This is a genomic window from Borreliella chilensis, from assembly GCA_000808095.1.
Taxonomy (GTDB): domain Bacteria; phylum Spirochaetota; class Spirochaetia; order Borreliales; family Borreliaceae; genus Borreliella; species Borreliella chilensis.
The window spans coordinates 44,510-66,337 of the sequence record CP009910.1 but is presented as its reverse complement, the minus strand read 5'-3'; the positions used below and the strand labels follow the sequence as shown (position 1 = coordinate 66,337).

The 21,828-nt window shown below is 29.1% G+C and carries 24 protein-coding genes and 1 tRNA gene; 16 read left to right on the top strand and 9 right to left on the bottom strand.

Annotated features, from left to right (window positions below):
* Positions 1 to 7: 7 nt before the first annotated feature.
* Genes OY14_00345 through OY14_00330 form a run of 4 tightly spaced genes read right to left on the bottom strand, consistent with a single transcriptional unit; the run spans position 8 to position 4,105 of the window.
* The gene (locus OY14_00345; GenBank protein AJA90622.1) at positions 8 to 1,480 is read right to left on the bottom strand and encodes a membrane protein; all 1,473 of its coding nucleotides are present in this window, start codon (positions 1,478 to 1,480) and stop codon (positions 8 to 10) included.
* Between the two features lie 16 nt (positions 1,481 to 1,496).
* A complete protein-coding gene (locus tag OY14_00340; protein ID AJA89919.1) occupies positions 1,497 to 1,958 on the bottom strand; it encodes a membrane protein in 462 nt (153 codons plus the stop codon).
* Between the two features lie 14 nt (positions 1,959 to 1,972).
* Positions 1,973 to 3,211, bottom strand: coding sequence for an aminopeptidase (locus OY14_00335; protein AJA89918.1), 1,239 nt, complete (start codon positions 3,209 to 3,211; stop codon positions 1,973 to 1,975).
* Positions 3,212 to 4,105, bottom strand: a complete 894-nt coding sequence (locus OY14_00330; protein AJA89917.1) for a haloacid dehalogenase — start codon at positions 4,103 to 4,105, stop codon at positions 3,212 to 3,214.
* Positions 4,106 to 4,218: 113 nt separating this feature from the next.
* Between OY14_00330 and OY14_00325 the strand changes: the two genes are divergently transcribed.
* The 5 genes from OY14_00325 (at position 4,219) to OY14_00305 (ending at position 9,212) form a co-directional block, all read left to right on the top strand.
* Positions 4,219 to 5,994 carry a peptidase M24 gene (locus tag OY14_00325; GenBank protein AJA89916.1) on the top strand — a complete coding sequence of 592 codons (1,776 nt, stop codon included), beginning with the start codon at positions 4,219 to 4,221 and terminating at the stop codon, positions 5,992 to 5,994.
* Positions 5,991 to 6,677 carry a hypothetical protein gene (locus tag OY14_00320; protein AJA89915.1) on the top strand — a complete coding sequence of 229 codons (687 nt, stop codon included), beginning with the start codon at positions 5,991 to 5,993 and terminating at the stop codon, positions 6,675 to 6,677. The genes OY14_00325 and OY14_00320 overlap by 4 nt, the downstream gene beginning before the upstream one ends.
* Before the next feature lie 36 nt (positions 6,678 to 6,713).
* Complete coding sequence (locus tag OY14_00315; protein ID AJA89914.1) at positions 6,714 to 7,211, top strand: peptide deformylase; 498 nt, start codon at positions 6,714 to 6,716, stop codon at positions 7,209 to 7,211.
* Positions 7,208 to 8,137 carry a methionyl-tRNA formyltransferase gene (locus tag OY14_00310; protein AJA89913.1) on the top strand — a complete coding sequence of 310 codons (930 nt, stop codon included), beginning with the start codon at positions 7,208 to 7,210 and terminating at the stop codon, positions 8,135 to 8,137. The genes OY14_00315 and OY14_00310 overlap by 4 nt, the downstream gene beginning before the upstream one ends.
* Positions 8,138 to 8,204: 67 nt before the next feature.
* Entirely contained in the window at positions 8,205 to 9,212 is a 1,008-nt protein-coding gene (locus OY14_00305; GenBank protein ID AJA90621.1) for a hypothetical protein, read from the top strand.
* A gap of 48 nt (positions 9,213 to 9,260) precedes the next feature.
* Here OY14_00305 and OY14_00300 read toward each other — a convergent pair whose 3' ends face one another.
* Complete coding sequence (locus OY14_00300) at positions 9,261 to 9,977, bottom strand: 16S rRNA methyltransferase (protein AJA89912.1); 717 nt, start codon at positions 9,975 to 9,977, stop codon at positions 9,261 to 9,263.
* Positions 9,978 to 10,051: 74 nt separating this feature from the next.
* Between OY14_00300 and OY14_00295 the strand changes: the two genes are divergently transcribed.
* The 8 genes from OY14_00295 to OY14_00260 all read left to right on the top strand — a co-directional run bounded on the left by OY14_00295 (position 10,052) and on the right by OY14_00260 (position 17,122).
* On the top strand, positions 10,052 to 10,405 hold the full coding sequence (locus OY14_00295) for a thioredoxin (protein ID AJA89911.1): 354 nt from the start codon (positions 10,052 to 10,054) through the stop codon (positions 10,403 to 10,405).
* Between the two features lie 80 nt (positions 10,406 to 10,485).
* On the top strand, positions 10,486 to 10,944 hold the full coding sequence (locus OY14_00290) for a heat-shock protein (protein AJA89910.1): 459 nt from the start codon (positions 10,486 to 10,488) through the stop codon (positions 10,942 to 10,944).
* Positions 10,945 to 11,724, top strand: a complete 780-nt coding sequence (locus OY14_00285) for a hemolysin (protein ID AJA89909.1) — start codon at positions 10,945 to 10,947, stop codon at positions 11,722 to 11,724.
* Positions 11,721 to 13,691, top strand: a complete 1,971-nt coding sequence (locus tag OY14_00280; GenBank protein ID AJA89908.1) for a hypothetical protein — start codon at positions 11,721 to 11,723, stop codon at positions 13,689 to 13,691. The genes OY14_00285 and OY14_00280 overlap by 4 nt, the downstream gene beginning before the upstream one ends.
* Before the next feature lie 72 nt (positions 13,692 to 13,763).
* Positions 13,764 to 14,771, top strand: a complete 1,008-nt coding sequence (locus OY14_00275) for a glyceraldehyde-3-phosphate dehydrogenase (GenBank protein AJA89907.1) — start codon at positions 13,764 to 13,766, stop codon at positions 14,769 to 14,771.
* A 25-nt stretch (positions 14,772 to 14,796) separates the two neighbouring features.
* Entirely contained in the window at positions 14,797 to 15,975 is a 1,179-nt protein-coding gene (gene pgk / locus OY14_00270) for a phosphoglycerate kinase (GenBank protein AJA89906.1), read from the top strand.
* A 1-nt stretch (position 15,976) separates the two neighbouring features.
* On the top strand, positions 15,977 to 16,738 hold the full coding sequence (tpiA, locus tag OY14_00265; GenBank protein AJA89905.1) for a triosephosphate isomerase: 762 nt from the start codon (positions 15,977 to 15,979) through the stop codon (positions 16,736 to 16,738).
* A 15-nt stretch (positions 16,739 to 16,753) separates the two neighbouring features.
* Positions 16,754 to 17,122, top strand: coding sequence for a preprotein translocase subunit SecG (locus tag OY14_00260; GenBank protein ID AJA89904.1), 369 nt, complete (start codon positions 16,754 to 16,756; stop codon positions 17,120 to 17,122).
* Between the two features lie 97 nt (positions 17,123 to 17,219).
* Here OY14_00260 and OY14_00255 read toward each other — a convergent pair whose 3' ends face one another.
* Entirely contained in the window at positions 17,220 to 17,891 is a 672-nt protein-coding gene (locus OY14_00255) for a uracil-DNA glycosylase (GenBank protein AJA89903.1), read from the bottom strand.
* A 79-nt stretch (positions 17,892 to 17,970) separates the two neighbouring features.
* On the opposite strand from OY14_00255, the gene OY14_00250 reads away from it, so the two are divergent.
* Together OY14_00250 and OY14_00245 are read left to right on the top strand one after the other, a co-directional pair.
* Complete coding sequence (locus tag OY14_00250) at positions 17,971 to 18,627, top strand: rRNA methyltransferase (protein AJA90620.1); 657 nt, start codon at positions 17,971 to 17,973, stop codon at positions 18,625 to 18,627.
* A gap of 405 nt (positions 18,628 to 19,032) precedes the next feature.
* Positions 19,033 to 19,251 (top strand): hypothetical protein, encoded by a 219-nt coding sequence (locus tag OY14_00245; protein AJA89902.1) that lies wholly within the window; start codon positions 19,033 to 19,035, stop codon positions 19,249 to 19,251.
* 138 nt (positions 19,252 to 19,389) lie between these two features.
* Here the strand turns inward: OY14_00245 and OY14_00240 are convergent, their stop codons facing one another.
* Positions 19,390 to 20,064 carry a transporter gene (locus tag OY14_00240; GenBank protein ID AJA89901.1) on the bottom strand — a complete coding sequence of 225 codons (675 nt, stop codon included), beginning with the start codon at positions 20,062 to 20,064 and terminating at the stop codon, positions 19,390 to 19,392.
* 544 nt (positions 20,065 to 20,608) lie between these two features.
* Positions 20,609 to 20,680, bottom strand: a tRNA-Gly gene (locus tag OY14_00235).
* 150 nt (positions 20,681 to 20,830) lie between these two features.
* On the opposite strand from OY14_00235, the gene OY14_00230 reads away from it, so the two are divergent.
* Complete coding sequence (locus OY14_00230) at positions 20,831 to 21,199, top strand: hypothetical protein (GenBank protein AJA89900.1); 369 nt, start codon at positions 20,831 to 20,833, stop codon at positions 21,197 to 21,199.
* Positions 21,200 to 21,209: 10 nt separating this feature from the next.
* Here OY14_00230 and rnhB read toward each other — a convergent pair whose 3' ends face one another.
* The gene (rnhB, locus tag OY14_00225) at positions 21,210 to 21,755 is read right to left on the bottom strand and encodes a ribonuclease HII (GenBank protein ID AJA89899.1); all 546 of its coding nucleotides are present in this window, start codon (positions 21,753 to 21,755) and stop codon (positions 21,210 to 21,212) included.
* Positions 21,756 to 21,828 lie beyond the last annotated feature (73 nt).

Here is a 21,828-nt window from a genome sequence, read left to right as displayed (position 1 = left end):
TAGCTATTTATCCTTGAATATATTTTTTATAGGTTTTTTCATTTATGTTTAAAAGAATTGTAAATCTTATTGTTTTAAATAGGAATAGTAATACAAGGAAAGGCAAAGAAAATAAGAAGAGTATTTTGTAATTTGCTTTATCTATGTTGATATTATTGCTGTTTTCTTTATATATTATGATTGGGGTTTTATTTTTTAAAAACAGACTTGCAAGATCCTTTTTAAGAGTTTCATCAATAAATGATTTGTTTACCCTGTAAACAGTTTTGGGATTAATTTCTATTTTATCGGTTTTGACTTCAAAGTAATTTTCTTTTATATCTTTAGGCATTTTCCCATATTTAGCAGTTATATTGTATTTTAGTTCGTTTTGATAGAGAATGTGAGATAGGTATCCTACAATGTTAGGCATGTTTTTATTATATCCCAACATTATATAAATGTTGTTAGGATTTAAAAAATCAAAATAACTTAATTTTTTGCTGTAAAGGTAGTTGGTATTTGTGTGAGAATTTAGCATATAGCTTGAATAAATAAATGGAATTAGTGAGAGTGTAAATAGCATCAAGTGTATCGCTATTTTTGATTTTAAAGCTTTTCTTTCTTCTTTTTTTCCCTCTTTAATTTCTATTGGGAATAAGAATGTTTCTTTAAAATTGCTTTCTGTTTTGATCCAGCTGAAAATTAAGAAAATGCAAAGGGTCGGTATTGCAACAAATGCAACAAAAGTTGGATCAATATTTGTAGTAAAGAAGGTTATGATTGCAATGAAGTATATAGTTATGAATATAAATAAATATAATAAGTATTTTATTTTTTTTATTAGTGTTAAAAAACTTATATCTTTTAAATATATTTTACTGTAATTTTTGTTAAAATTATTGATTATTGAAAATAACAAATAAGAGAGTATTGTAAATGGATAAAAATATATTACTTCTTTACTTATCATGAAAGTAAAAGATGAAATTAATAAAAAAATCAAAATAAATATAGAGTTTGCTGGTTCTAAAAAGATTAATAAAGTTGTTATGATTAGAAATGTTACGCTGGAGACAGAATTAATTTTTGTTTTGTAGTCAAGAGAATGCATCTCAACATTAATATTTAGATCTTTTTTTAGTTTTTTGAAATTTATAGTTTTGAATTTATTTTCAACATAAAGAAGTTTTTTGTGTTCTATGTTGAAAAGATTGGGAAGTTTTTTTAAAAATGTATTTTTTCTCAGGTCAAGATTGTTAAGATTTTTTGCCTCGTGTATTGTGATGCTTTTATTTTCGGGAAAGTCTAAAATGTTAATTTTTGTTGTGTATTCTGATATTGTTTTGTATCCTAGCGAATTTAAATATTCATTAGCTGTTTTTAAATCGACTTCATTTTTAAAGTATAAGGGCTTGTAGTCTCCAAATTGAGCCATGTCGCAGGAATTGATAAGTAGCATTGTTGTGGTTAGGCACAAAAAACTTAAAAAACGTACCATTGACTTTTCCCCTATGTTATAAATAGCATACAAGATATGCAGAAGCTATTCCTATTATTATGCCAGTTAGAACCTCTTTCTTTTTGTGTCCTTTTACTACTTTTATTTTTGTTGTGTCAATGTTTATTTCTTTTTTTAATTTTTCTGATAATGCATTTAGATATTCTGCTTGCACTCCAGACATATATCTTACGCCAAAAGAATCTCTTATTGTAATAAGGGCAAAGGCAAGAGCTATGATAAAGCTTGTACTTATTCCTTCAGTTAGTGCAATTGAAGTTGAAAGAGCAGTGACTGTTGATGAATGGCTGCTTGGCATACCTCCTGTTTCTAGAAAGATATTTTTTAGAAGATGCGTTGGAGTTAATTTTAACTGTCTTGTTTTTACAGTTTGGATACTGTATTTAATTACTTGGGCAGAAATTCCTGATACAAGACAAGATAAAAAAAGATCATTGGCAAACAATGCTCTTATCATTATTAAACCCCCTTTTATATTGTAAATTTGCCAGCTTTTATTATTGTGTGTTCTTTCCCGTTTTTATCTACACCAATTACATTCATGTCATTGCTTCCAATCATTAAATCTGTATGTATTAATGAAACGTTGCATCCATAAGTTAATTTATCGATGTCAGTTTTTAGAGCTTCTTCGTTGCTTAAGCAGGATGGATATGCAGCCCCCAGTGCTATGTGGCAACTTGCATTCTCGTCGTATAGTATGCTGTAAAAAATAAGATTGCTTTGATAAATAGGCGAACTGCTGTCAACTAGTGCTACTTCTCCTATATATTTTGCTTGAGTATCGGTTTCAATGTGTGATTTTAATATCTTTTTGTGTTTTTCATCGTTGCAGCCAAAGTCAACGACTTTTCCGTTTTCGAATTTTAACCATATTCCAGATATTAGTGTTCCGAGTACCATCACAGGACGGGTGGCATACACAATGCCTTGTGTTTTTTTATAGTTTGGAGTTGTAAAAACTTCTTCTGTTGGCATATTAGCATTGAATTCTATTTCTGTTCCTTTGATTTTTTCGCTTCCACCTGTCCATAGAGAGGTTTCAAGTAGATACACTTCCAAGTTTGTTTTTTCATTTTTAAAAATCACCTTTTCTAGATTAAGCTCATTTAATGCTTTGCATCTTTTGTGGAGTTTTTCCCCATGGGATTCCCATTCTTTTATTGGATTTTCTGTATCAAGTAGCATTATTTTCTTTTGGATTTTGAAAAATTCTTCTAAAGTTTTATTGTCTTCTTTTTTATTTAAAACTTTAGAAGCCCATTTTGGACCTGGAGCACAAACAACACACCAAGCTATTTCGTTGCTCATTATTGCTTGCGATAAGTTTTTGCTTGCTAGATTTAAGGCTTTTTGATAAATTGACATTTTTTTACTGATGTTTTCTTTTAGAGCTTCAAGATTTTCTGTATCATCTACGTTTATTCTCGCCCATTTGTCTTGAATCATTTCTTCTAAAAAATTCTTTTCGGCATTTGGAATAAATTCCAAGCTTTTCTCTTCTGAGAATTTTAATCTTGATTTTAAAATATCAATGTCTTTAATATTTAGCTTTACATATTTGGCCCCATGCTCATAAGCTTTTTTTGCTAATATTTTTAAAAAATTGTAATTTTCAATTGAGCCTTGAATTAAAACACATTGATTTTTTTGTAAATTAATTCCTTTTAAAATTATAAGTTCTGCGTATTTTATTAAATCTTGCTCCATTTATTCCTCCTGGATAGGTTCTTCTAAAACATTTTCATTAATGTAATTTGCAACAGCTTCTTCATCGTTTGTTCCTATTACTTCTAAGTAAGGTAGCATTACCTTTAATCTATAATTTGCATTTCCCATTAGTAATCCCTTTTTTACATTTTCTAGCATGTCAGTATCATTAAATCCATCGCCGAAAGCCATGGTTTCGCTTAAATCAATATTAATACTTTTTAGAACTTCTTTTAATGCATTTCCTTTTGATACTTTATGATCTACTATTTCTAATGAATTTGGAGTAGAAAGATATGCATTTATTTCTCCTTTATTTTTATCTAAGATCATTGCTTCATATTCTATTAAATTTTCTTCTCTGCCAAATAATATTATTTTTGCAACATTTTCAAAATTTTTAAGCTTGCTAAAGTCTTTAATTTCTTGAATTTTATTAATTGGGCTAACTATTTCATGTCTTAAGTAGCTATTAGATTTTCTTGTAGATTTTTGACATTTGTCAATTGCAATTTTGGTTTTGATGTCAATATTTAATTGGTCGTCGTGTTGATCTGCTTTATGTAAAAAATGAGGTATGTGAGTATATTTTTCGTCCCTTAAATTTAAAATTTTTTTTACAACCTCAGGAGATAAATTATGGCTTTTTATTAATTTCCACTCTTGGTCGTAAACTTTTGCTCCGTTTAACGTAATGAAAAATGAAACTTGCAGCTGATCTATTTTTTTTGTAAGTTGAGTTATTTCATTCTTGCTCCTTCCTGTTGCTATTATGAATTTCTTTTTTTCTTTTATTAGTTTTTTAATTACAAGTTCTGTAAAGGCTCCAATATAGCTTTTTGAAAGTAAAAGAGTGCCATCAAGATCAGAGGCGACTGCTTTAATATTTTTCATACCTTATCCTTTAGGAGTTAATTTTAAGCTAAATTATATCAAATAAAAAATTTTTTTTAAATTGAAATTATTTGGTATACTAGTATTAGTAGGGTTGGATAAAGGGGAATTTTTTGGATATTAATAGAAGAATAACTTTGCTTAGAGATTATATGAGAGATAACGGGATTGGTGCTTATTTAGTAGCAGGTTATGATCCCCATTTTAGTGAATATTCTCATGAAAGGTATAATACCCGCAAGTTTATTACAGGCTTTTCAGGTAGCTTTGGCACAGTGATTGTAACATTATCTAAGGCTGTTCTTTTCACAGATGGTAGGTATTTTTTGCAAGCTGATCAGGAACTTAAGGGAACTGAAGTTGAATTAATAAAACTTGGAGTAAAAGGATTTCCAGATATTTTTACATATATAAATTTAAATCTTCAAGAATTAAAGCTTGGAATTTATTCTGATGAGATTAGTATAAAATTTTATAAAGAGTTAGCTGAGAGATGTAAGAATACTTATATTAAAGTTTTCAATCAAGACCTAATTGATTTAATTTGGAAGTCTAGGCCTCAGCTTGAGTTTAATTATATAGTTGAATTGATTGATGTTGAGAAGAATAATAAAAGAGCTGATAAAATTAGATCTATTTGTATAAGTTTAGAAAAGCATTTGGCAGACTTTTATGTTATTACTGCTCTTGATGAGGTTGCTTGGGTTTTGAATTTAAGAGGAACAGATGTTGAAAAGTCAGCGCTGTTTTATTCATTTCTTTTAATCTCTAGGAATAAAGATCGCAAAAATGTTCTTTTTGTTGATGAAAAAAAACTTGATTCTAGTGTTAAAGAAGTGCTAGAAATGGAAGATTTTGAAATAGAGTCTTACAATAATTTTTATTACTTTTTAAATCAAATAAAGCATGAAGGTAAGTTTTTTGTTTCGTTTTATACTAATATTAGGGTTTTAAAAGTTATTGGTGAAGAAAATATCATTTTTGGTGAGAGTATTATAGGCAATCTTAAGGCATTAAAAACCGATTACGAACTTCTTAAGATTAAAGAAGCGCATGTTATTGATGCTATTAGTTTGATTAAATTTTTACATAAGTTTAGAAGTTTAAGCAAAGTTGAATTGGCAGAATTAGACGAAATAGACATTGCTGACATGCTTTTGCATTTTAGAAAATTGAATAAAGATTTTTTTAGTTCTAGTTTTGACTCAATAGTTGGTTTTAAAGAAAATGGGGCTCTCCCTCATTATAAGCCTAAAAAAGGCAAGAAAATAAATACCAACGGTCTACTTTTGATTGATTCTGGAGGTTCTTATTTTGGTCTTGGAACGACAGACGTTACAAGAGTTTTTTTGATAGGAAATGCTTCTACTGAAGAAAAGCATGACTATACTTTAGTGCTTAAAGCTTTTATTAGTCTTGCTTCTTTAAAGTTTCCATATGGATCGTCGGGCGCTTTTCTTGATGGGATTTGTAGATTTCCGCTTTTAAAAAATGAATTGAATTTTATTCACGGAACTGGGCATGGTGTTGGGTTTTTCCTTAATGTTCATGAGCTTCCAGTTTCGATTAGTTCTAATTCTAACTATCCTTTTAAAGGATCTGAGGTTGTTTCAATTGAACCTGGTCTTTATCGAACATTTAGCCACGGTATAAGGATTGAGAATTTGGTTTTTGTAAGGCCAGCTTTTACAAATGACTTTGGGGTTTTTTTAGAGTTTGAGAATTTAACCCTTGTTCCATTTGAAAAAGAATTGATAGTAAAAGAAATGCTTTCAGAAGAGGAGATAAATTATGTCAATAGTTATCATGAGTATGTGTTTTTAACTTTAAAAGAGTACTTTGATGATGAGGAGTTGAAATTTTTAGCAAAACTAACAAGTAAAATATGAGATTTATAATTGCATTTTTAATGATTTTAAATCAAGGATTTGCAGATTTGTTTTCTCTGCCAGAAAGTATTATTTTTGAGAGTTCTTACAAAATTGCAATTGAAAAAGCTCAAAAATTGGATAAAAACGTTTTAATTTTAGTAGGAAGAGATATTAAAGAAAATCTAATAAAAAATTTTTTAAATTCCTTTAAAAATGACAAAGTTCTTCATTCTGTTGCTAGAAAAAATGTTTTTTTAGTTATTGATAAGGATAATGAAATTTTTAATAAAATTAATCTGCAAAGAAGTCCAACCATTTTTTTTGTTGACTCTAAGAATGAACAAATAAAGGCAGCTTATGTGGGGTCTATTTTAAGTAGTGTTCAATTTGATAAGGATTTTTTGAGTTATGTTATGGGGTCTATAAAATCAACTGGTGTTTCCAAAAATCAAAAAAACTATGAAATTAATACTATTGATGAGAAGATCTTTTTTTACAAAACATTAAAAGGTGATTGGCGATTAAAGTTTGATGGAAAAGACAGAAAGCTTGATCTTTTTGATACAGAGCTTAAAGAATTTTTGGTTTTCAAAGATATTGATGAAAATAAGCTTTATGCTATTCCCAAGTCCAAGATTGGTAATATTTATTTTTCATTATTGGGCAATGAGGAGTGGAAGCTTTTTGGGAAAATAAAATAAGTGCCTTTTTTGTTTTTTGAAGGGAGATAAGTTTTTATGGAAATGGTATTTTATCCTAATGATTTGCTTCGTGTTAAAACAAAGCAAATTGGCAATATTGATAATAAAATTAGAAATTATGCAAAGAAGATGATAGAATTAATGGATATTAGTGGTGGAGTTGGGCTTGCTGCTCCCCAGGTGGGTCTTGACTTGTCGCTTTTTGTAGTTAGAGAGAATAAAATGGCAAGGCCTTTGGTTTTTATTAATCCGTTAATCACAGAGACTTCTTATGAGCTTAGTTCTTACAAAGAAGGATGCTTGAGTATACCAGGAGTTTATTATGATTTAATGAGACCCAAGTCTATTGTGGTGAGCTCTTATGATGAGAATGGAAAATCTTTTACCATAGAAAATTCTGATTTTTTGGCAAGAATCATTCAACATGAAATGGACCATTTAAATGGGATTCTTTTTATTGATTATTACGAAGAAAGGGTAAAAAATAAATTGTTAAAGCCTTATTTGAGAGGAAGAGGTCTTAAAGCAAAATGAAAATATTTTTTGTAAGCTCTTCTTTTATTGCTTTAGAGGTTTTCAAAGAGATTATAAGGCATTATGAAGTGGTTGGAGTTTTGACCTTGCCGGATAAACCTAAAGGAAGAGGGCAAAAGTTGAGTCAAAATGCAATAAAGACGGAAGCTATTGCTAGAGGTGTTAAAGTTTTTGATCCCTTAGTTCTTGATAATAATACCTTAAATTTAATTAAAGACTTGAATCCAGATTTAATGTTAGTTTTCTCTTATGGCAAGATATTTAAGCAGGAATTTTTGGATATTTTTCCAAAGGGCTGTGTTAATGTTCATCCTTCTCTTTTGCCCAAATATAGAGGTGTTTCTCCAATTCAATCTGCAATTTTAAACGGCGATTGTGTTAGTGGTATTACTATTCAGAGTATGGCTTTAGAAATGGATAGCGGTAATATTTTAGTGCAAAAAAAATTTGAAATAAGATCTTGTGATACAAGTTATGATATTTCAAAGCTTGTTTCTAGACTTAGCCCAAGTCTTGTTTTAGAAGCTCTGGAAAAAATTAGCAATGGTTTTTTGGGAATTCCTCAAAAAGCAAGCGAAGCTACTTTTTGTTCTTTTTTTAAAAAAGAATTGGGATTTATAGATTTTAATTTAAGTGCATTTGAGATTAAAAGCAGAATTAATGCGTGCAATCCTTGGCCGCTTGTAAGAGCTAAGCTTAATCATAGTGATATTATTTTCCATAGAGCTGATTTTTTGAAAATAGATTCATATAAAGAGAGAAAAGTAGGAGAAATTGTTGATTTTGACTTTGAAAGAGGACTATTTGTTAATACTGGAAGGGGTATTCTTTTGCTCTTAGAAATTCAAAGACCCGGAAGAAGGGTTTTGGATTTTAAGTCTTTTTATAATGGAAGTAGGCAGCTAATAGGACAAGTATTTTCTTAAAGGGGAGGAATTTATTATTTTGAATAATAATGACAATCTAAAAAATAAATTTTCTAATGTTGAGGAATTGTTTAAAAATAAATTAGATTTGACCGAGAGTGACAAAAATGATGGTAATGAAATTTTAATTTTTCCTAAAAGTATGATTAAGGGATTGCTTTTAGTTATTTTTGGATCTTTAATTGTTTCTTTTGCTATTTTTTTTATGGTTTTAGAAAATAAGGAGATTACAGTTGTTCCAAATCTTTATTCTCTTACTATTGAAGATGCTATTGTTGAATTGCAGAAAAAAGAGCTAATTCCTCACATTGAATTTAAATTTTCTTCAAGTGTTCTTGACAAAGGAAAGGTGATAGAGCAAGGCCCAAAACCTGGAACTGCTTTAAGACATGACAATAAGGTTACAATTTTTATTAGTAAAGGTGCTGTGATAAACAGAGTTGACAGTTTTATTGGTAAAAACATTGATGATGTTGTTACCAATTTAAAGGCTAATTCTTTTGATAATTCTAAATTACTTTACCGTATTGTTAATCCTCTTGAAGTTGAGAGTGAATTGCCAAAAGGCATAATAATTCGTCAAAGCCCATCGCCAGGTAGTCAAATATCAAGTTTAACAGATCTTCAATTTTTAGTTAGTAAGGGCAAAGATCGTTTAGATAAATATGTTAAAAATTATATTGGAATTTATTATAAAGATGCAATTGCTTCTCTTTTAAATGATAATATTATCTTTGATATTGATTTGGCAAATACAGATGATTTTGGAAACATTGTATTTCAGTCTATTCCATCTGGGACTAAAGTAAATAAAGCAGATAAAATCTTAGTTACTATTGCAAGGCCTAAGATTGACAATAACGTTGTTTTTGGAATTTTGACCTATAAATTAAAGGAGCATCCGTCTTATGTTGATATATCTGTTAGATTAAAAGGTTTGGATGGTGAGAATTCTTTAATTTATTCTTTTAAATCAAAAGGAGGGTTGATTAAATTGCCCTATGAGGTTTACAAAGGCTCTACGATTGAACTTTATATTTATGATAAGCTTATCAATCAGACAGTTGTGAATTAATTGCACTTAAACGGTTTGACTAAATTAATAAAAAATTTCTAATATAAATCACACATTAATTAGTTTTGATACAGTTATAATTGATGCAGCGATTACGGCTGTTTCTGTTCTTAGAATGTTTGAAGACATGCTGTAAGAAGAAAAATTATGTTCTGTTATTAATTGTTTTTCTTTTTCTGTAAACCCTCTCTCAGGACCTACAATAATGGTTGCATTATTTACTTTTTCTATATCAATTAAATTTTTTTCGCTGTTTTTTTCAAGCAATATCTTTATTTCAAAATTTTCTTGTTTAATATATTTGAGAGCATCTTTCAAATTTTTCATAATTTTTATTTTTGGCAAATGCGTTATTCCTCCTTGCATTGCTCCAGTTATTAAATGTTTTTCGTAATCATTGTTTTTAAAGATTTTAGAATTTAAATATGATTTTTCAGTAAGCTCAGTGTTGAAAAAAATTATTTCGCATATTCCAATGCTAGCAAGTTCTTTTATGATTCTCTTAGCAACAATTGGCCTTATCATTCCAATTAGTACATTTAATTTTTTAAGTTGATTAGATTCTCCTATTTTAAAGCTTTTTTTAAAGAATAGTTTTTTATCTTTTTTATAAATACAATAGTATATGCCTTTTTCTCCGAGAATGCCAAATTTAAATTTATCGTTATCTTTTAATTTTAAGATCTTAACAAGATGTTCTGCCCTAGTGTCATTGGGTGAAATTCCTGTTTTAAATTCATTAGAAGTTATTAACATTAAATTCATTTCTTTATAATTCCTTATTATTAATATTGTATTTGTGATATAATTTTAAGTCGATAGGGGGGCATGTAGAATATATGGCTATTTCTTTAACCAAGGAAGATTTTGTTGCTAAGGTTTTTGATTATAAGAATAATAAAGAGTGGAATTTTAAAGGCGAAAGGCCCGCAATAATAGATTTTTATGCTGATTGGTGTGGTCCATGTAAAATGCTTTCTCCAATTTTTGAAAGACTTTCCAAAAAATATGAGAATAGTGTTGATTTTTATAAAGTAGATACAGACAAAGAGCAAGAGGTTTCTTCTATGCTTGGTATACAAAGCCTTCCAACTATTCTTTTTATTCCTATTGATGGCAAGCCAAAGGTTTCTTTAGGGTTTTTACAAGAAGATGCTTTTGAGAATATAATTAAGGATTTTTTTGGTTTTTAGTTTGCAAAACAAATTTAATGGCTATGGCAATTTAGGCATATTTGCAGGTTGCATATGGATTATTCTAGGGTATATTTAATTTGGCCAAATCTGATTTGAATTTATTGGTAGAAAATATTAAATTTGAGCACCTTAATGTTTTTTATGATTTTATTTTATCTGTTTTAAATACTCTTTCTATTATTGATTTTGAACTTTCAGTTATTCTTTGTGATAATGTTTATATACAAAAATTAAACAATAGGTTTAGAAAAAAGAATGAGCCGACCGATGTTCTTTCTTTTAATTATAATGAATTTAACGAAGATTTGATTGATGGCATAAATTATAAAATACAAGGAGATCTTATAATATCTTTTGAATATTTAAAATTTAGTGCTCAAGAGTTTAACGTTGAAATTTATGAAGAGCTTCAACGTGTTACTATTCATGGGATTTTGCATTTAATGGGATATAAACATGAAACTAATGATTTTCAAAAAGAAAGTATGTTAATTCTTCAAGAAAATATCTTAAGAAAAAATAAAAGGGTATTTTAGATGTTGGGATTTTTAAATTTTAAAGATAAAAAGAAAAAAAAAAGAAGCCCAGAAAACGATCTTGAAGATAAGCCGAATATTGGAACTTCTTTGATAAAAAATTTCAATGCTCTTAAAGAGACTATTGTAAAAGAGATTATGATTCCTAGGATAGGAGTTATATTCGTTGATTATGCTAAGAGCAAGGATGAGCTTTTAAAGATTGTAACATCTAGTAGTCATTCAAGATTTCCTGTTTATCACGGTACTATTGACAACATTGTTGGGATAATTCATACAAGAGACATACTTTTGCATATGTGTAAAAAAGACTTCTATGAAATAGATTTAAAAGATATTATGCGAAAGGTTATGTTTGTTCCTGAAAGCAAAAAAACAGATTCTCTTTTAAAAGAATTTCAAGAAAATCATGTGCATATTGCAATTGTAGTTGATGAGTATGGAGGGGTTTCAGGACTTGTAACTCTTGAAGATATTCTTGAAGAGATAGTAGGTGATATTCAAGATGAATTTGATAATGAGCTTGATGAAATAGTTCGCCTTGATGATGGTACTTATCTTTGTGATGCTAGAATTTTAATAGAGGATTTGAATGAAAAGCTTGATTTAAATTTGCCAAATGGAGACTTTGATACTCTTGGAGGTTTTGTTTATGATCTTTTTGGGAGGATTCCTTTGAAAAATGAAAAGGTAGAGTATGGCAATTTAGTTTTTTCTATTAAAAATATGCATCAAAGAAATATTAAAGTGATAAAGATTTCCGAGAAGGAAGGTTTATGAATTTTAGTCGAGTTTTAATGTTACTCCTTTTTAATTTTGGTATTCTATTGGGCAGTGATACTACGGCATTAGTTCATTATAAAAAGGCTCATGAGTATTATTTATCTCAAAGATATTATGATGCTATTGATGAACTTGTTGAGGCAATAAAAATTAATCCTAATTATTATGAAGCTTATAAATTTATTGCATCAATTTATTATCGTCTTAAGATATATACTCAAGCACAATTTTTCATAGAGAAGGCTTATAAAATGTCTAACGAAGACGCTGAGTATAAAATTCTTTATGCAAACATATTATTAAAAAATAATAAAATTGATCAAGCAAAAAAAATTTATTCTGAGGTTTTAGTTAAGCAGAGAAATAATATTGATGCTTTGGTCGGACTTGCTTCAATTTTTGAAAAAAATGGATTATTCATAGCTGCTGCTAATTATTATTTATCGATTCTTGATTATAGTCAGAATAATTATAGTGCTTTTGAGCATCTTATCGATATTTATCAACGGTTGGGAATGCATGATAAGATTAGGCATTTGATAAATAAAGTCAGAGTAAATTTTCTGTCTTTTCCAGATTTTCATAAAAGAGTAGCTGAATTTTATATTAGCATTAATAATTTGGGACTTGCTGAAAAGTACGCTCTAAATTATTTGGCTTTGATTGAGAGTTCTTACAAAGATCTTGGGGTTGTTGATGCATATAGATTACTTGCGATTGTTTATTTGTATGAATTTAAGTATGAAGACGCAATAGAAGTATTGCATAAAGCTGTTTTGGTTAATAAAGATTCTGATGAACTTTATTATTTGTTGGGGTATTCTTACTTAAAGTTTGGAAATGTTGAAAAGGCTATTTTAAATTTGGGGCGAGCTAAAAGTCTTAAAAAAGATTTAGAGTTTTATAATATTGCACTTGAGGAGAGTTTTTTTGCAACTAATTTTAGGAATTTTTTGAAAAATAATTCTAATGCTGAAATTTCTAAACATTATGAAGATGAGGGTGTTAAGGCCTTTAAATCTTTAAATTTAAATAAAGCATTGTTTAACGCAAAAAATGCTATTGATATTTGGCCTGATAATGATAGTGCTAGATTTTTGCTTTCAAAAATCTATAAACTTATGAATTTGGATATTATGGCTTATGAGCAGCTTTTTTATTTGGTAGAACAAAGAAATTCTACTGATTCTAGAATTTTAGATTTTTATGACGTTGTGTCTTTTGATATTAGAAAGTCTTTATTTTATAAATACGGATATAGAAGCATTGCTGATTTTAATAAGCTTTACGATGACAGAATAGTTTATAGAATGGCTATTTTTACTCGAAGCGAGAATAAATTTTTTGGAGCAAATGATTTGATATTAAGATACGCTGAAAGAGTGCTTGAGCGCAATTTAAATATAGAAATAGTTAACTATAATTTTGATTATAATAAAAATAGAGACTATCTGATTGATAATTTTTCCGAAGGATTTTCTTATTCAAGAAATAATAATTTGGATTTATTTTTAATTTTTGATTTTAAGGCAGATATTTTGAAAAATACAGTCACTTTAGTGGTAGATGTTTTTTCAGGTAAGACGGGTATTAAGGTCAAATCTTTTTCTTATAATGTGGGAGGTGTTAATTATTTAAGCAATGTTTTAAATTCCTTTTCTAAAGATTTTCATGATTATTTACCCAAAAAGGGTAAAATTTTACAAATTAAAAATGATGATGCTCTTATTAATATTGGCCAGGTAAACGATGTTGTAAAGGGCGATGTTTTTTTGATTCTTAAAGAAGGCTCTCTAAACAGTGATACTGGAGATTCTAGTTTTATTGTTTACAAAAGATCAGATATTTTGGGAGAGATTTTAATTGAAGATGTAAGTGATTATATTTCTCGAGGTACTATAAAATCTTCAACTTTTTTAAAGGATTATATTCAAGAGGGAGCCACTGTGCTTGTAAAGAGATAGTTTGACACTTGTTATTAATTTATGATTTAATAATTCTAGTAAGGATAAAATCAAAAAATTGGAGGATTTTGTATGAAATTGGCTATTAATGGCTTTGGTCGTATTGGTAGAAATGTTTTTAAAATTGCCTTTGAAAGAGGAATTGATATTGTTGCAATAAATGATTTAACAGATCCCAAAACTCTTGCGCATCTTTTAAAGTATGATTCAACTTTTGGAGTATATAATAAAAAAATTGAGTCAAGAGATGGTGCTATTGTTGTAGATGGAAGAGAGATAAAAATTATTGCTGAGAGAGATCCAAAAAATCTTCCTTGGGGGAAGCTTGGAATTGATGTCGTAATTGAATCAACAGGTGTTTTTTCATCGGCAACTAGTGATAGAGGAGGGTATCTTGATCATGTGGATCATGCTGGGGCTAAAAAAGTTATTTTAACAGTTCCTGCTAAAGACGAGATTAAAACAATAGTTCTTGGTGTAAATGATCACGATATTAATTCTAATTTAAAGGCTGTTTCAAATGCTTCATGTACAACCAATTGTTTGGCGCCTCTTGCAAAAGTGCTTCATGAATCATTTGGAATTGAACAAGGGCTGATGACAACTGTTCATGCCTATACTAATGATCAAAGAATTTTGGATCTTCCTCATTCTGATCTTAGACGAGCAAGGGCTGCTGCACTTTCTATTATTCCAACTTCAACTGGTGCTGCAAAAGCAGTTGGACTTGTTTTGCCTGAGCTTAAGGGAAAGTTAAATGGGACTTCAATGAGAGTACCTGTGCCAACAGGTTCAATTGTTGATCTTACGGTTCAACTCAAGAAAAGGGACGTTACAAAAGAGGAGATTAATTATGCTCTTAAGAAAGCATCAGAAACATCTGGGCTTAAGGGTATTTTGGGATATACAGAAGATCCAATTGTCTCTTCAGATATAAAGGGGAATTCTCATTCTTCTATTGTTGATAGTCTTGAGACAATGGTTCTTGAAAATGGATTTGCCAAGGTATTATCATGGTATGACAATGAATTTGGATATTCTACAAGAGTGGTTGATCTTGCTCAAAAATTGGTAAAATGAGTAAAAATGCTCGTGAGGTAATGAAATGTCAATAAAAACAGTAAAAGACTTTAACTTTGCGGGCAAGCGAGCTTTAGTAAGATGCGATTTTAATGTTCCCCTAAAAGAGGGGATCATTAGTGATGATACTAGAATTAAAGCTGCATTGTCCACAATAGAGTATTTAAAAGAAAGAGGAGCTAGGGTTGTTCTTGTAAGTCATTTGGGCAGACCAGAGGGTAAGAAAAATCTTAAATATTCCCTTAAACCAGTTGCCAATAGATTGTCAGAACTTTTAGGCCAGGATGTTAAGATGTTTTCTGATTGCATTGGAGGCGAAATTGTAAACAATACTTTGCAAATGAAGGATGGCGATGTTGTATTGCTTGAAAATGTAAGGTTTTATATAGAAGAAGAAAAAAATGATAAAAATTTTGCAAAACAACTTTCTGAGAATGGAGATGTTTTTGTAAATGATGCCTTTGGTGCGGCTCATAGGGCTCATGCTTCAACGGTAGGGGTTGCTGATTATTTGCCATCTGTTGGTGGATTTTTAATGGAAAAAGAAGACAAATTTCTTGGAGGAATTTTAAAGAACCCGGAAAGTCCATTTGTTTCGATTATTGGTGGATCTAAGGTTTCTTCAAAGATTGCAGTATTGGAATCACTTTTATCAAAGTCAAATGTAGTTGTAATTGGCGGTGGAATGGCTTATACTTTTTTGCATTCTGAAGGATATTCTATAGGGAAATCTCTTTTAGAGATCGAATATATTGATATAGCTTCTTCTTTTTTAAAGAAAGCAAAAGAGTTAAATGTTAAAGTGATTTTACCACTTGATCATATTGTAGCAAGCAGTTTTAATAAAAATTCTATTCCCGAGTATATTGATTCTTTTAATATTCCTGAAAACAAGATTGGTATGGATATTGGAATTAATACTTTAAAAGAAATTGAAAAGGTGATAAGCACTGCAAAAACCGTAATTTGGAATGGTCCTCTTGGTGTATTTGAATTTGATTTGTTTTCAAAAGGAACCGCAAAGGTTGCTGAAATGGTAGCTTCTTGCCCAGGTTTAACGGTTGTTGGTGGTGGAGATTCTGTTGCAGCTGTTAATCAATTTAATTTATCTGATAAAATTACTCATGTTTCAACAGGTGGTGGTGCATCTCTTGAATATCTTGAAGGGAAAGTTTTGCCAGGCATTAAGGTTTTGGAGAAGTAAAGTGAGAAAAACGTTTTTAGCGGGAAATTGGAAAATGCACTATACAAGTACAGAAGCTTCTATTGTTGCAAAAAAAATTGCAGATGGGGTTAAAACTTTAAGAGATGATATTGTGGTAATGATAGCTCCTTCATTTACAGCTTTGTCTAAAGTTTCAGAATGTATTAAGGGTAGCAATATTCTTCTTGGTGCTCAAAATATGTCTTATATGGAAAGTGGAGCAAGAACGAGCGAAGTTTCACCTTCAATGCTTTTGGAATTTGGAGTAGAATATGTTATACTTGGTCATTCTGAATGCAGGTCGTATTTGGCAGAAACGGATGATATAATAAATAAAAAAATTCTTGTAGGGCTTAAGCATCCTTTTAAGTACTTAGTTCTTTGTGTTGGCGAAACTCTTGATGAAAGAGTTTCTGGAAAAACTTTAGACATTGTTTTAAATCAGGTTAAAAAGGGGTTGTCAGGTGTTTCTGAATCAGACATTAAAAGAATAATTTTAGCTTATGAACCTGTTTGGGCGATTGGAACAGGCAAAACAGCAACTAAAGGGGAAGTAGAAGAAGTTCATAAGGCAATTAGGCTTGAGATTATGAAGCTATATTCAAAATCAGCTTCAGAAAATATTATAATTCAATATGGGGGATCTGTTAATTTAAGCAATGTAAAAGAGCTTATTAATGAACCTGATATTGATGGTGCATTAATAGGTGGAGCATCTTTGAAGGCCGAATCTTTTTTGTCTATAATCAATAATGCTTTGTAGTTAAAGAGGTCTGTTTTGGATTTATTTAGGTTTTTTATTTTTATAATTTTTGTTATTGTTTCAATTTTTATCATTCTTTTAGTTTTAATTCAAGATGAGCAAGGCGATGGAATAGGTGGTGTTTTTGGAGGTGGTAGTTCTTCTATTTTTGGAGCAAAATCTTCAAGTGTTGCTGTAAAAATTACTGGATTTTTTATAGCGCTCTTTTTTATATTTGTAGTTTCTCTGTCTTTTATGAATACCAGAAGAGCAGATAATAGTTTTCTAGATGGCATAAAGGCGGAAGACAAGAATAGTTCAACTTTTTGGGATAATGAAAGCAATCAATCAGATATTGATGTTGATGAATTTAAAGAAGAAAATTCTAAAGAAAAAAATAATTAAAATTGATTCATAATGTGTTATGAATAGTATTTTACATGGAGATGTTTTCTCTACGTAAAATACTTTTAAATCATAACTGTTATTAAATTTATTAATTCTACTGAAAGTTTATTTTATTTTTATTATGTTTTTTTAAATAATGTAAAGCACTGCTAAAATGGTTCGATCCTAAAAATCCATTGTTTGCTGAATATGGAGATGGGTGGCTTGTTTCAAGAATTAGATGTTTTGAAGAGTCGATGAACCTTTTTTTACTTCTTGCTAAATTACCCCAAAGCATAAATACAATGTTTTGCAGATTTTTAGAGATTATTTTTATTACTTCATCTGTAAAAATTTCCCACCCAATAGCCTTATGAGAAGAAGGCTTGCTTTCTTCGACTGTTAAGATTGTATTTATTAGAAATACACCTTGAATTGCCCATCTTTTTAAATCTCCGTTTGGGATAGTTTTTATTTTCAAACTTCTTTCTATTTCTTTAAATATATTTTGCAAAGATGGTGGGATTTTAATTCCTGAATCTACAGAAAAAGCAAGTCCATTTGCTTGGTTTTTTCCATGATATGGATCTTGCCCGATTATTACTACTTTTATGTCTTTAAATGGTAGGGAATCAAAAGCATTGAATATAAGTTTTGGGGGAGGAAAAATTTTCCCTTTTTTTGTTTTATATTCATGTTTTATAAACTTTACAAGTTTTTTAAAGTATTCTTTATTAAATTCATTGGTTAAAACTTCTTTCCAAGATGCTTCAATTTTTACTTCCATTCTTGTATTATATAGGAAATAGTTTGTAATTCGAAATATATTTAGAGGGCAGATTTACTATTTTTGAAATTTGATTTTTATTGTGAATGATGTATTAAAGAGAATAGATGTTTTATCTGAATTTATTACAAGTAAAAAAAAAGCCAGAATTGAAGAAGTATTAAGTTGTCGTACTAATTATTTAACTTTTGTGCTTGAAGATATTTTTCAGTCTCAAAATGCAAGCTCCGCTATTAGAACGGGTGAGATTTTGGGATTTAGTGATGTTCATGTTATTGAAAAAAAGAATAAGTACACTTTAAATCCAGATATTACCTTAGGATCTTCACAATGGATAAATTTAAATAAGTATAAAAATGCTAAGTTTGCCATTGACAGGTTGAAGTCTGATGGATATGTTATAGTGGCTACATCTTTAAGTGAAGATTCAATAAATCTTGAAAATTTTCCAATTAACAATAAGATGGCGGTATTTTTTGGGACAGAATTAACAGGTCTTAGTTCAGAGGTTTTGGGAGCTGCTGATTTATATGTAAAAATACCTATGTATGGATTTACTCAAAGTTATAATATTTCTGTTGCTGTTGCAATAGTTATGTATTCTTTAGCAATTCGCTTAAGGAAAAGCAACATTGATTACTTATTAAATGAAGTTGAGAAATCTAACTTGAGATTAAAATATTATAGGCAAGTTGTTAAAAATTATCAATGTATTGAAAACCTTATTAATTCTTAAATTTCTCTTATCTTTTTCCAAGAATTTAAAAATAGATAAAAAATGGTATCAATTGTAATTATTGTTAATGTAATAATTAAAGAACCTTTTGTAAGTTCAATATTTTTTACTTCAGGATGGAATTTAAATATTGCATTTATAGATATTGAAACTAATAAATTAGCCAGATACCCAGAAATTAGTCTTGATAGAGGATGAATGATCCATAATGATTTTATTTTTATTTGTTTAAAGTAACTATATAGCAATATGTTTATATATTGGGATAAAAAAAATGCATACGTTCCGATTAATACTGTTAAGATGTATGTAAAGTTATTGAACAATATTTTAAAATGAATATTTGACGTGTCTAGTTTATTGTGATTGAATGCTAACATAAAATTAATCATAATTGTGAAAGTTATGTTTAGTAAAAGACTTAATATTACTGAATTTGTTGCTTCTTTTTTGTTGTATTTTTCTACCATTAGATTTAAAGAGAACAATGCTGACAGGAAAGTAATACCTGATAAATTTAATGACATTCCAAATGCTTTTAAATTTCGTAGTATTACAATATTTGATATTGTTGAAACAATTGCATTAAAACAAAAAAGACCTGACTTGCCAAAAAATCGGTAAAAAATTCCCAATGTTATATATGTGAAAAGTAGCACTCCTGACCACAGGCTTAAATCAAACATATCCTTGTTCATAGCATTTGATTATACCAGATTAATTATGTTAGATAAAGTTTTTTCTTTTTATGTATTAACTTTTTTATTTTTGAATTTTTATATATTTTACAAAATATATAAAAGGTGTTCCTAAAATTCCCGCGAAACCTTTGATTAGGTACGTGGAAATTACTATATCTAGGAAAGCTTGCTTTGGAAATACTTGGAAATAGGTTGCTATGCTTACAAAAATTATTGTATCTATTAGGCCACTTACTAATGTTGATCCATTGGTCCTAAAAAATAAAAATCTAGGAAATTTGTTTTTAATAAACTGATATAGATATACGTCGTGTAATTGGGATACTATATATGCAGTAAGAGAAGCTATTAGTAAAGCTGGTATTGAAGAGAAAATGCTTTCTAAACTTTTAAAATTTTCTTCAGTTTTATTTGACATAAAGTAAATTTGGGCATTTGTCAATACTGTAAAGACAATAAAGCTGATAAATCCAATATAAACAGCATTTTTTGAAGTTTTTTTCCCATAAAATTCTGAGAGAATGTCTGTTGCAATATATGCTGACGCATAAATAATATTGCCTAATGTAGCATTAATTCCAAATATTGTAATTTGTTTTAAAACTTGAATGTTTGCTATAATAATTGACACTGCAATCCACGCAAATAGTCCGGTTTTTTTAAAAAAAAGGAACAAAATAACCAGAAATGAATAAGTAGTAATTAGCATAGCAAGCCATAAAATTTCATTAAACATAAAATTCCCTTTTATAATATCGGATTTACTATTATAAGATTTTAGTTTAGTTTTTGCAAATAAGGCAATGTTGTTGTTTTTTTTTAACTATGTTAGAATGACAATTATTTGAGGGGATGTTTTGGATTTGACTGAAAATGCTAATATTATAAGTTGCAGGCAGAGGGAATCTCTTAAAACTTCTAAAATAAATGCAAAAAATAATAACTTTACAAGCTCAAACCTTGTAATGGCTGCTTAAGTTAGCAGGGAGTTTTGTTGGATTTGGCTTTGAGGTTCACTTATACTCTTTTTGACATCAAAGCTTGCTTAGAAATATTTTCAAGTTGATTTTTAGGGACTTTTATACTTGGGAGCAATTTGGCGGTTTGCTAGTATTTCCAAACCATATTGCTTAATAAAATACTAGATAAGCTTGTAGAAGCTTATAGTATTGTTTTTAGGACGCGGGTTCAATTCCCGCCATCTCCATTTTATATTATTTTTACTTACAAATAATGCTTTAAGACATTTATAAATTTGGAAGGCATATAATTGTTATTTAAGCGTCCTATCGGAATCGAACCGACATCATTAGCTTGGAAGGCTAAGGTAATAACCATTATACGAAGGACGCAAGACAATGTATTATTTATATAAAAAAAAATAACTTATGTCAATAAGATTTGTTGTAATGTTAATTTTAGCTAGCATTTTTTATTTTAAATAAGTACAATTAATTTAACTTAAAAGTAATCAAGTACAAAAACTTGTGTGGAGGAAATTAATGGGAGAGAGAGGGGAAATATACTCTGAAAAGCTATTTACAGAGTCTGAGAGAACTTATTTTTTTAATGTCAAGGAAAATAGAAAAGGGGATTATTTTTTAAATATTGTAGAGAGTAAAAGAAGTCCAAGTGGAGATTTTGAAAGGCATTCTATTTTTGTATATGAAGAAAATATAGGTGAATTTGAATCCAATTTGCTTAAGGCAATAGCAGTTATTAAGCAGAAAATAGCTGGAGGAGCTATTAGCTCTTCTATGGGGCATAATAAAGGATATGGCGAATATGGAGAGAGGTCTAAATTAGACGATTCTAGATTCCAAAAAAAATCCCATTTATCAGGTGGGAGATTTAGAAAGAAAGATTATTAATTTTATTTTATTAAATTAGTTTAAAATTTTTTCTATGAAGGCTTAAAACCCCATATTTCTTTATTGCATTTTTATGCTCTTTTGTGGGGTATCCTTTATTTTTTTTGAGCAAATATAATGGGTAAATGTTATCGTATTCGTCCATCAGTTTATCTCTTTTGACTTTAGCAATAATTGAAGCAGCTTTAATCTCGTCGATTATTGAATCTCCTTTAATTATTGCTTTGACAGTTTTTGCTTTTATTTTTGGGACAAATTTTCCATCTACAAGTACCAAGCTGCAATTTAATTTTAAGTTTTCATATGCGGTTTGCATTGCAAGAAGAGATGCGTTGTGAATATTGATTTTTTCTATTATTATGTTTGAAATCTCAGCAAATGCATAATATGAGTTTTCAAGTATTAGTGAGGATAGATATTCTCTTTTTTCTTTTGTCAGCTTTTTAGAATCGTCTAGTTCTTTTGTAAAGTTAATTTTTTTTTTGAAAACTACAGCAGCACATAGAATGGGTCCAAAAATACAGCCTCTTCCAACTTCGTCTATTCCACAAATCATGATTGACCTTTTTAAAAATATATTTTTATTTATTATAATATGAAATTGTAGATTTATCAGTAGTTGATTTTTA

Excerpts from the sequence above, each read along its gene's own strand:
- OY14_00345 (AJA90622.1), bottom strand. The coding sequence starts at position 1,480 with ATGGTACGTTTTTTAAGTTTTTTGTGCCTAACCACAACAATGCTACTT.
- OY14_00340 (AJA89919.1), bottom strand. The coding sequence starts at position 1,958 with ATGATAAGAGCATTGTTTGCCAATGATCTTTTTTTATCTTGTCTTGTA.
- OY14_00335 (AJA89918.1), bottom strand. The coding sequence starts at position 3,211 with ATGGAGCAAGATTTAATAAAATACGCAGAACTTATAATTTTAAAAGGA.
- OY14_00330 (AJA89917.1), bottom strand. The coding sequence starts at position 4,105 with ATGAAAAATATTAAAGCAGTCGCCTCTGATCTTGATGGCACTCTTTTA.
- OY14_00320 (AJA89915.1), top strand. The coding sequence starts at position 5,991 with ATGAGATTTATAATTGCATTTTTAATGATTTTAAATCAAGGATTTGCA.
- OY14_00315 (AJA89914.1), top strand. The coding sequence starts at position 6,714 with ATGGAAATGGTATTTTATCCTAATGATTTGCTTCGTGTTAAAACAAAG.
- OY14_00310 (AJA89913.1), top strand. The coding sequence starts at position 7,208 with ATGAAAATATTTTTTGTAAGCTCTTCTTTTATTGCTTTAGAGGTTTTC.
- OY14_00300 (AJA89912.1), bottom strand. The coding sequence starts at position 9,977 with ATGAATTTAATGTTAATAACTTCTAATGAATTTAAAACAGGAATTTCA.
- OY14_00295 (AJA89911.1), top strand. The coding sequence starts at position 10,052 with ATGGCTATTTCTTTAACCAAGGAAGATTTTGTTGCTAAGGTTTTTGAT.
- OY14_00285 (AJA89909.1), top strand. The coding sequence starts at position 10,945 with ATGTTGGGATTTTTAAATTTTAAAGATAAAAAGAAAAAAAAAAGAAGC.
- OY14_00280 (AJA89908.1), top strand. The coding sequence starts at position 11,721 with ATGAATTTTAGTCGAGTTTTAATGTTACTCCTTTTTAATTTTGGTATT.
- OY14_00275 (AJA89907.1), top strand. The coding sequence starts at position 13,764 with ATGAAATTGGCTATTAATGGCTTTGGTCGTATTGGTAGAAATGTTTTT.
- pgk (AJA89906.1), top strand. The coding sequence starts at position 14,797 with ATGTCAATAAAAACAGTAAAAGACTTTAACTTTGCGGGCAAGCGAGCT.
- OY14_00255 (AJA89903.1), bottom strand. The coding sequence starts at position 17,891 with ATGGAAGTAAAAATTGAAGCATCTTGGAAAGAAGTTTTAACCAATGAA.
- OY14_00245 (AJA89902.1), top strand. The coding sequence starts at position 19,033 with ATGTTTAGTAAAAGACTTAATATTACTGAATTTGTTGCTTCTTTTTTG.
- OY14_00240 (AJA89901.1), bottom strand. The coding sequence starts at position 20,064 with ATGTTTAATGAAATTTTATGGCTTGCTATGCTAATTACTACTTATTCA.
- OY14_00230 (AJA89900.1), top strand. The coding sequence starts at position 20,831 with ATGGGAGAGAGAGGGGAAATATACTCTGAAAAGCTATTTACAGAGTCT.
- rnhB (AJA89899.1), bottom strand. The coding sequence starts at position 21,755 with ATGATTTGTGGAATAGACGAAGTTGGAAGAGGCTGTATTTTTGGACCC.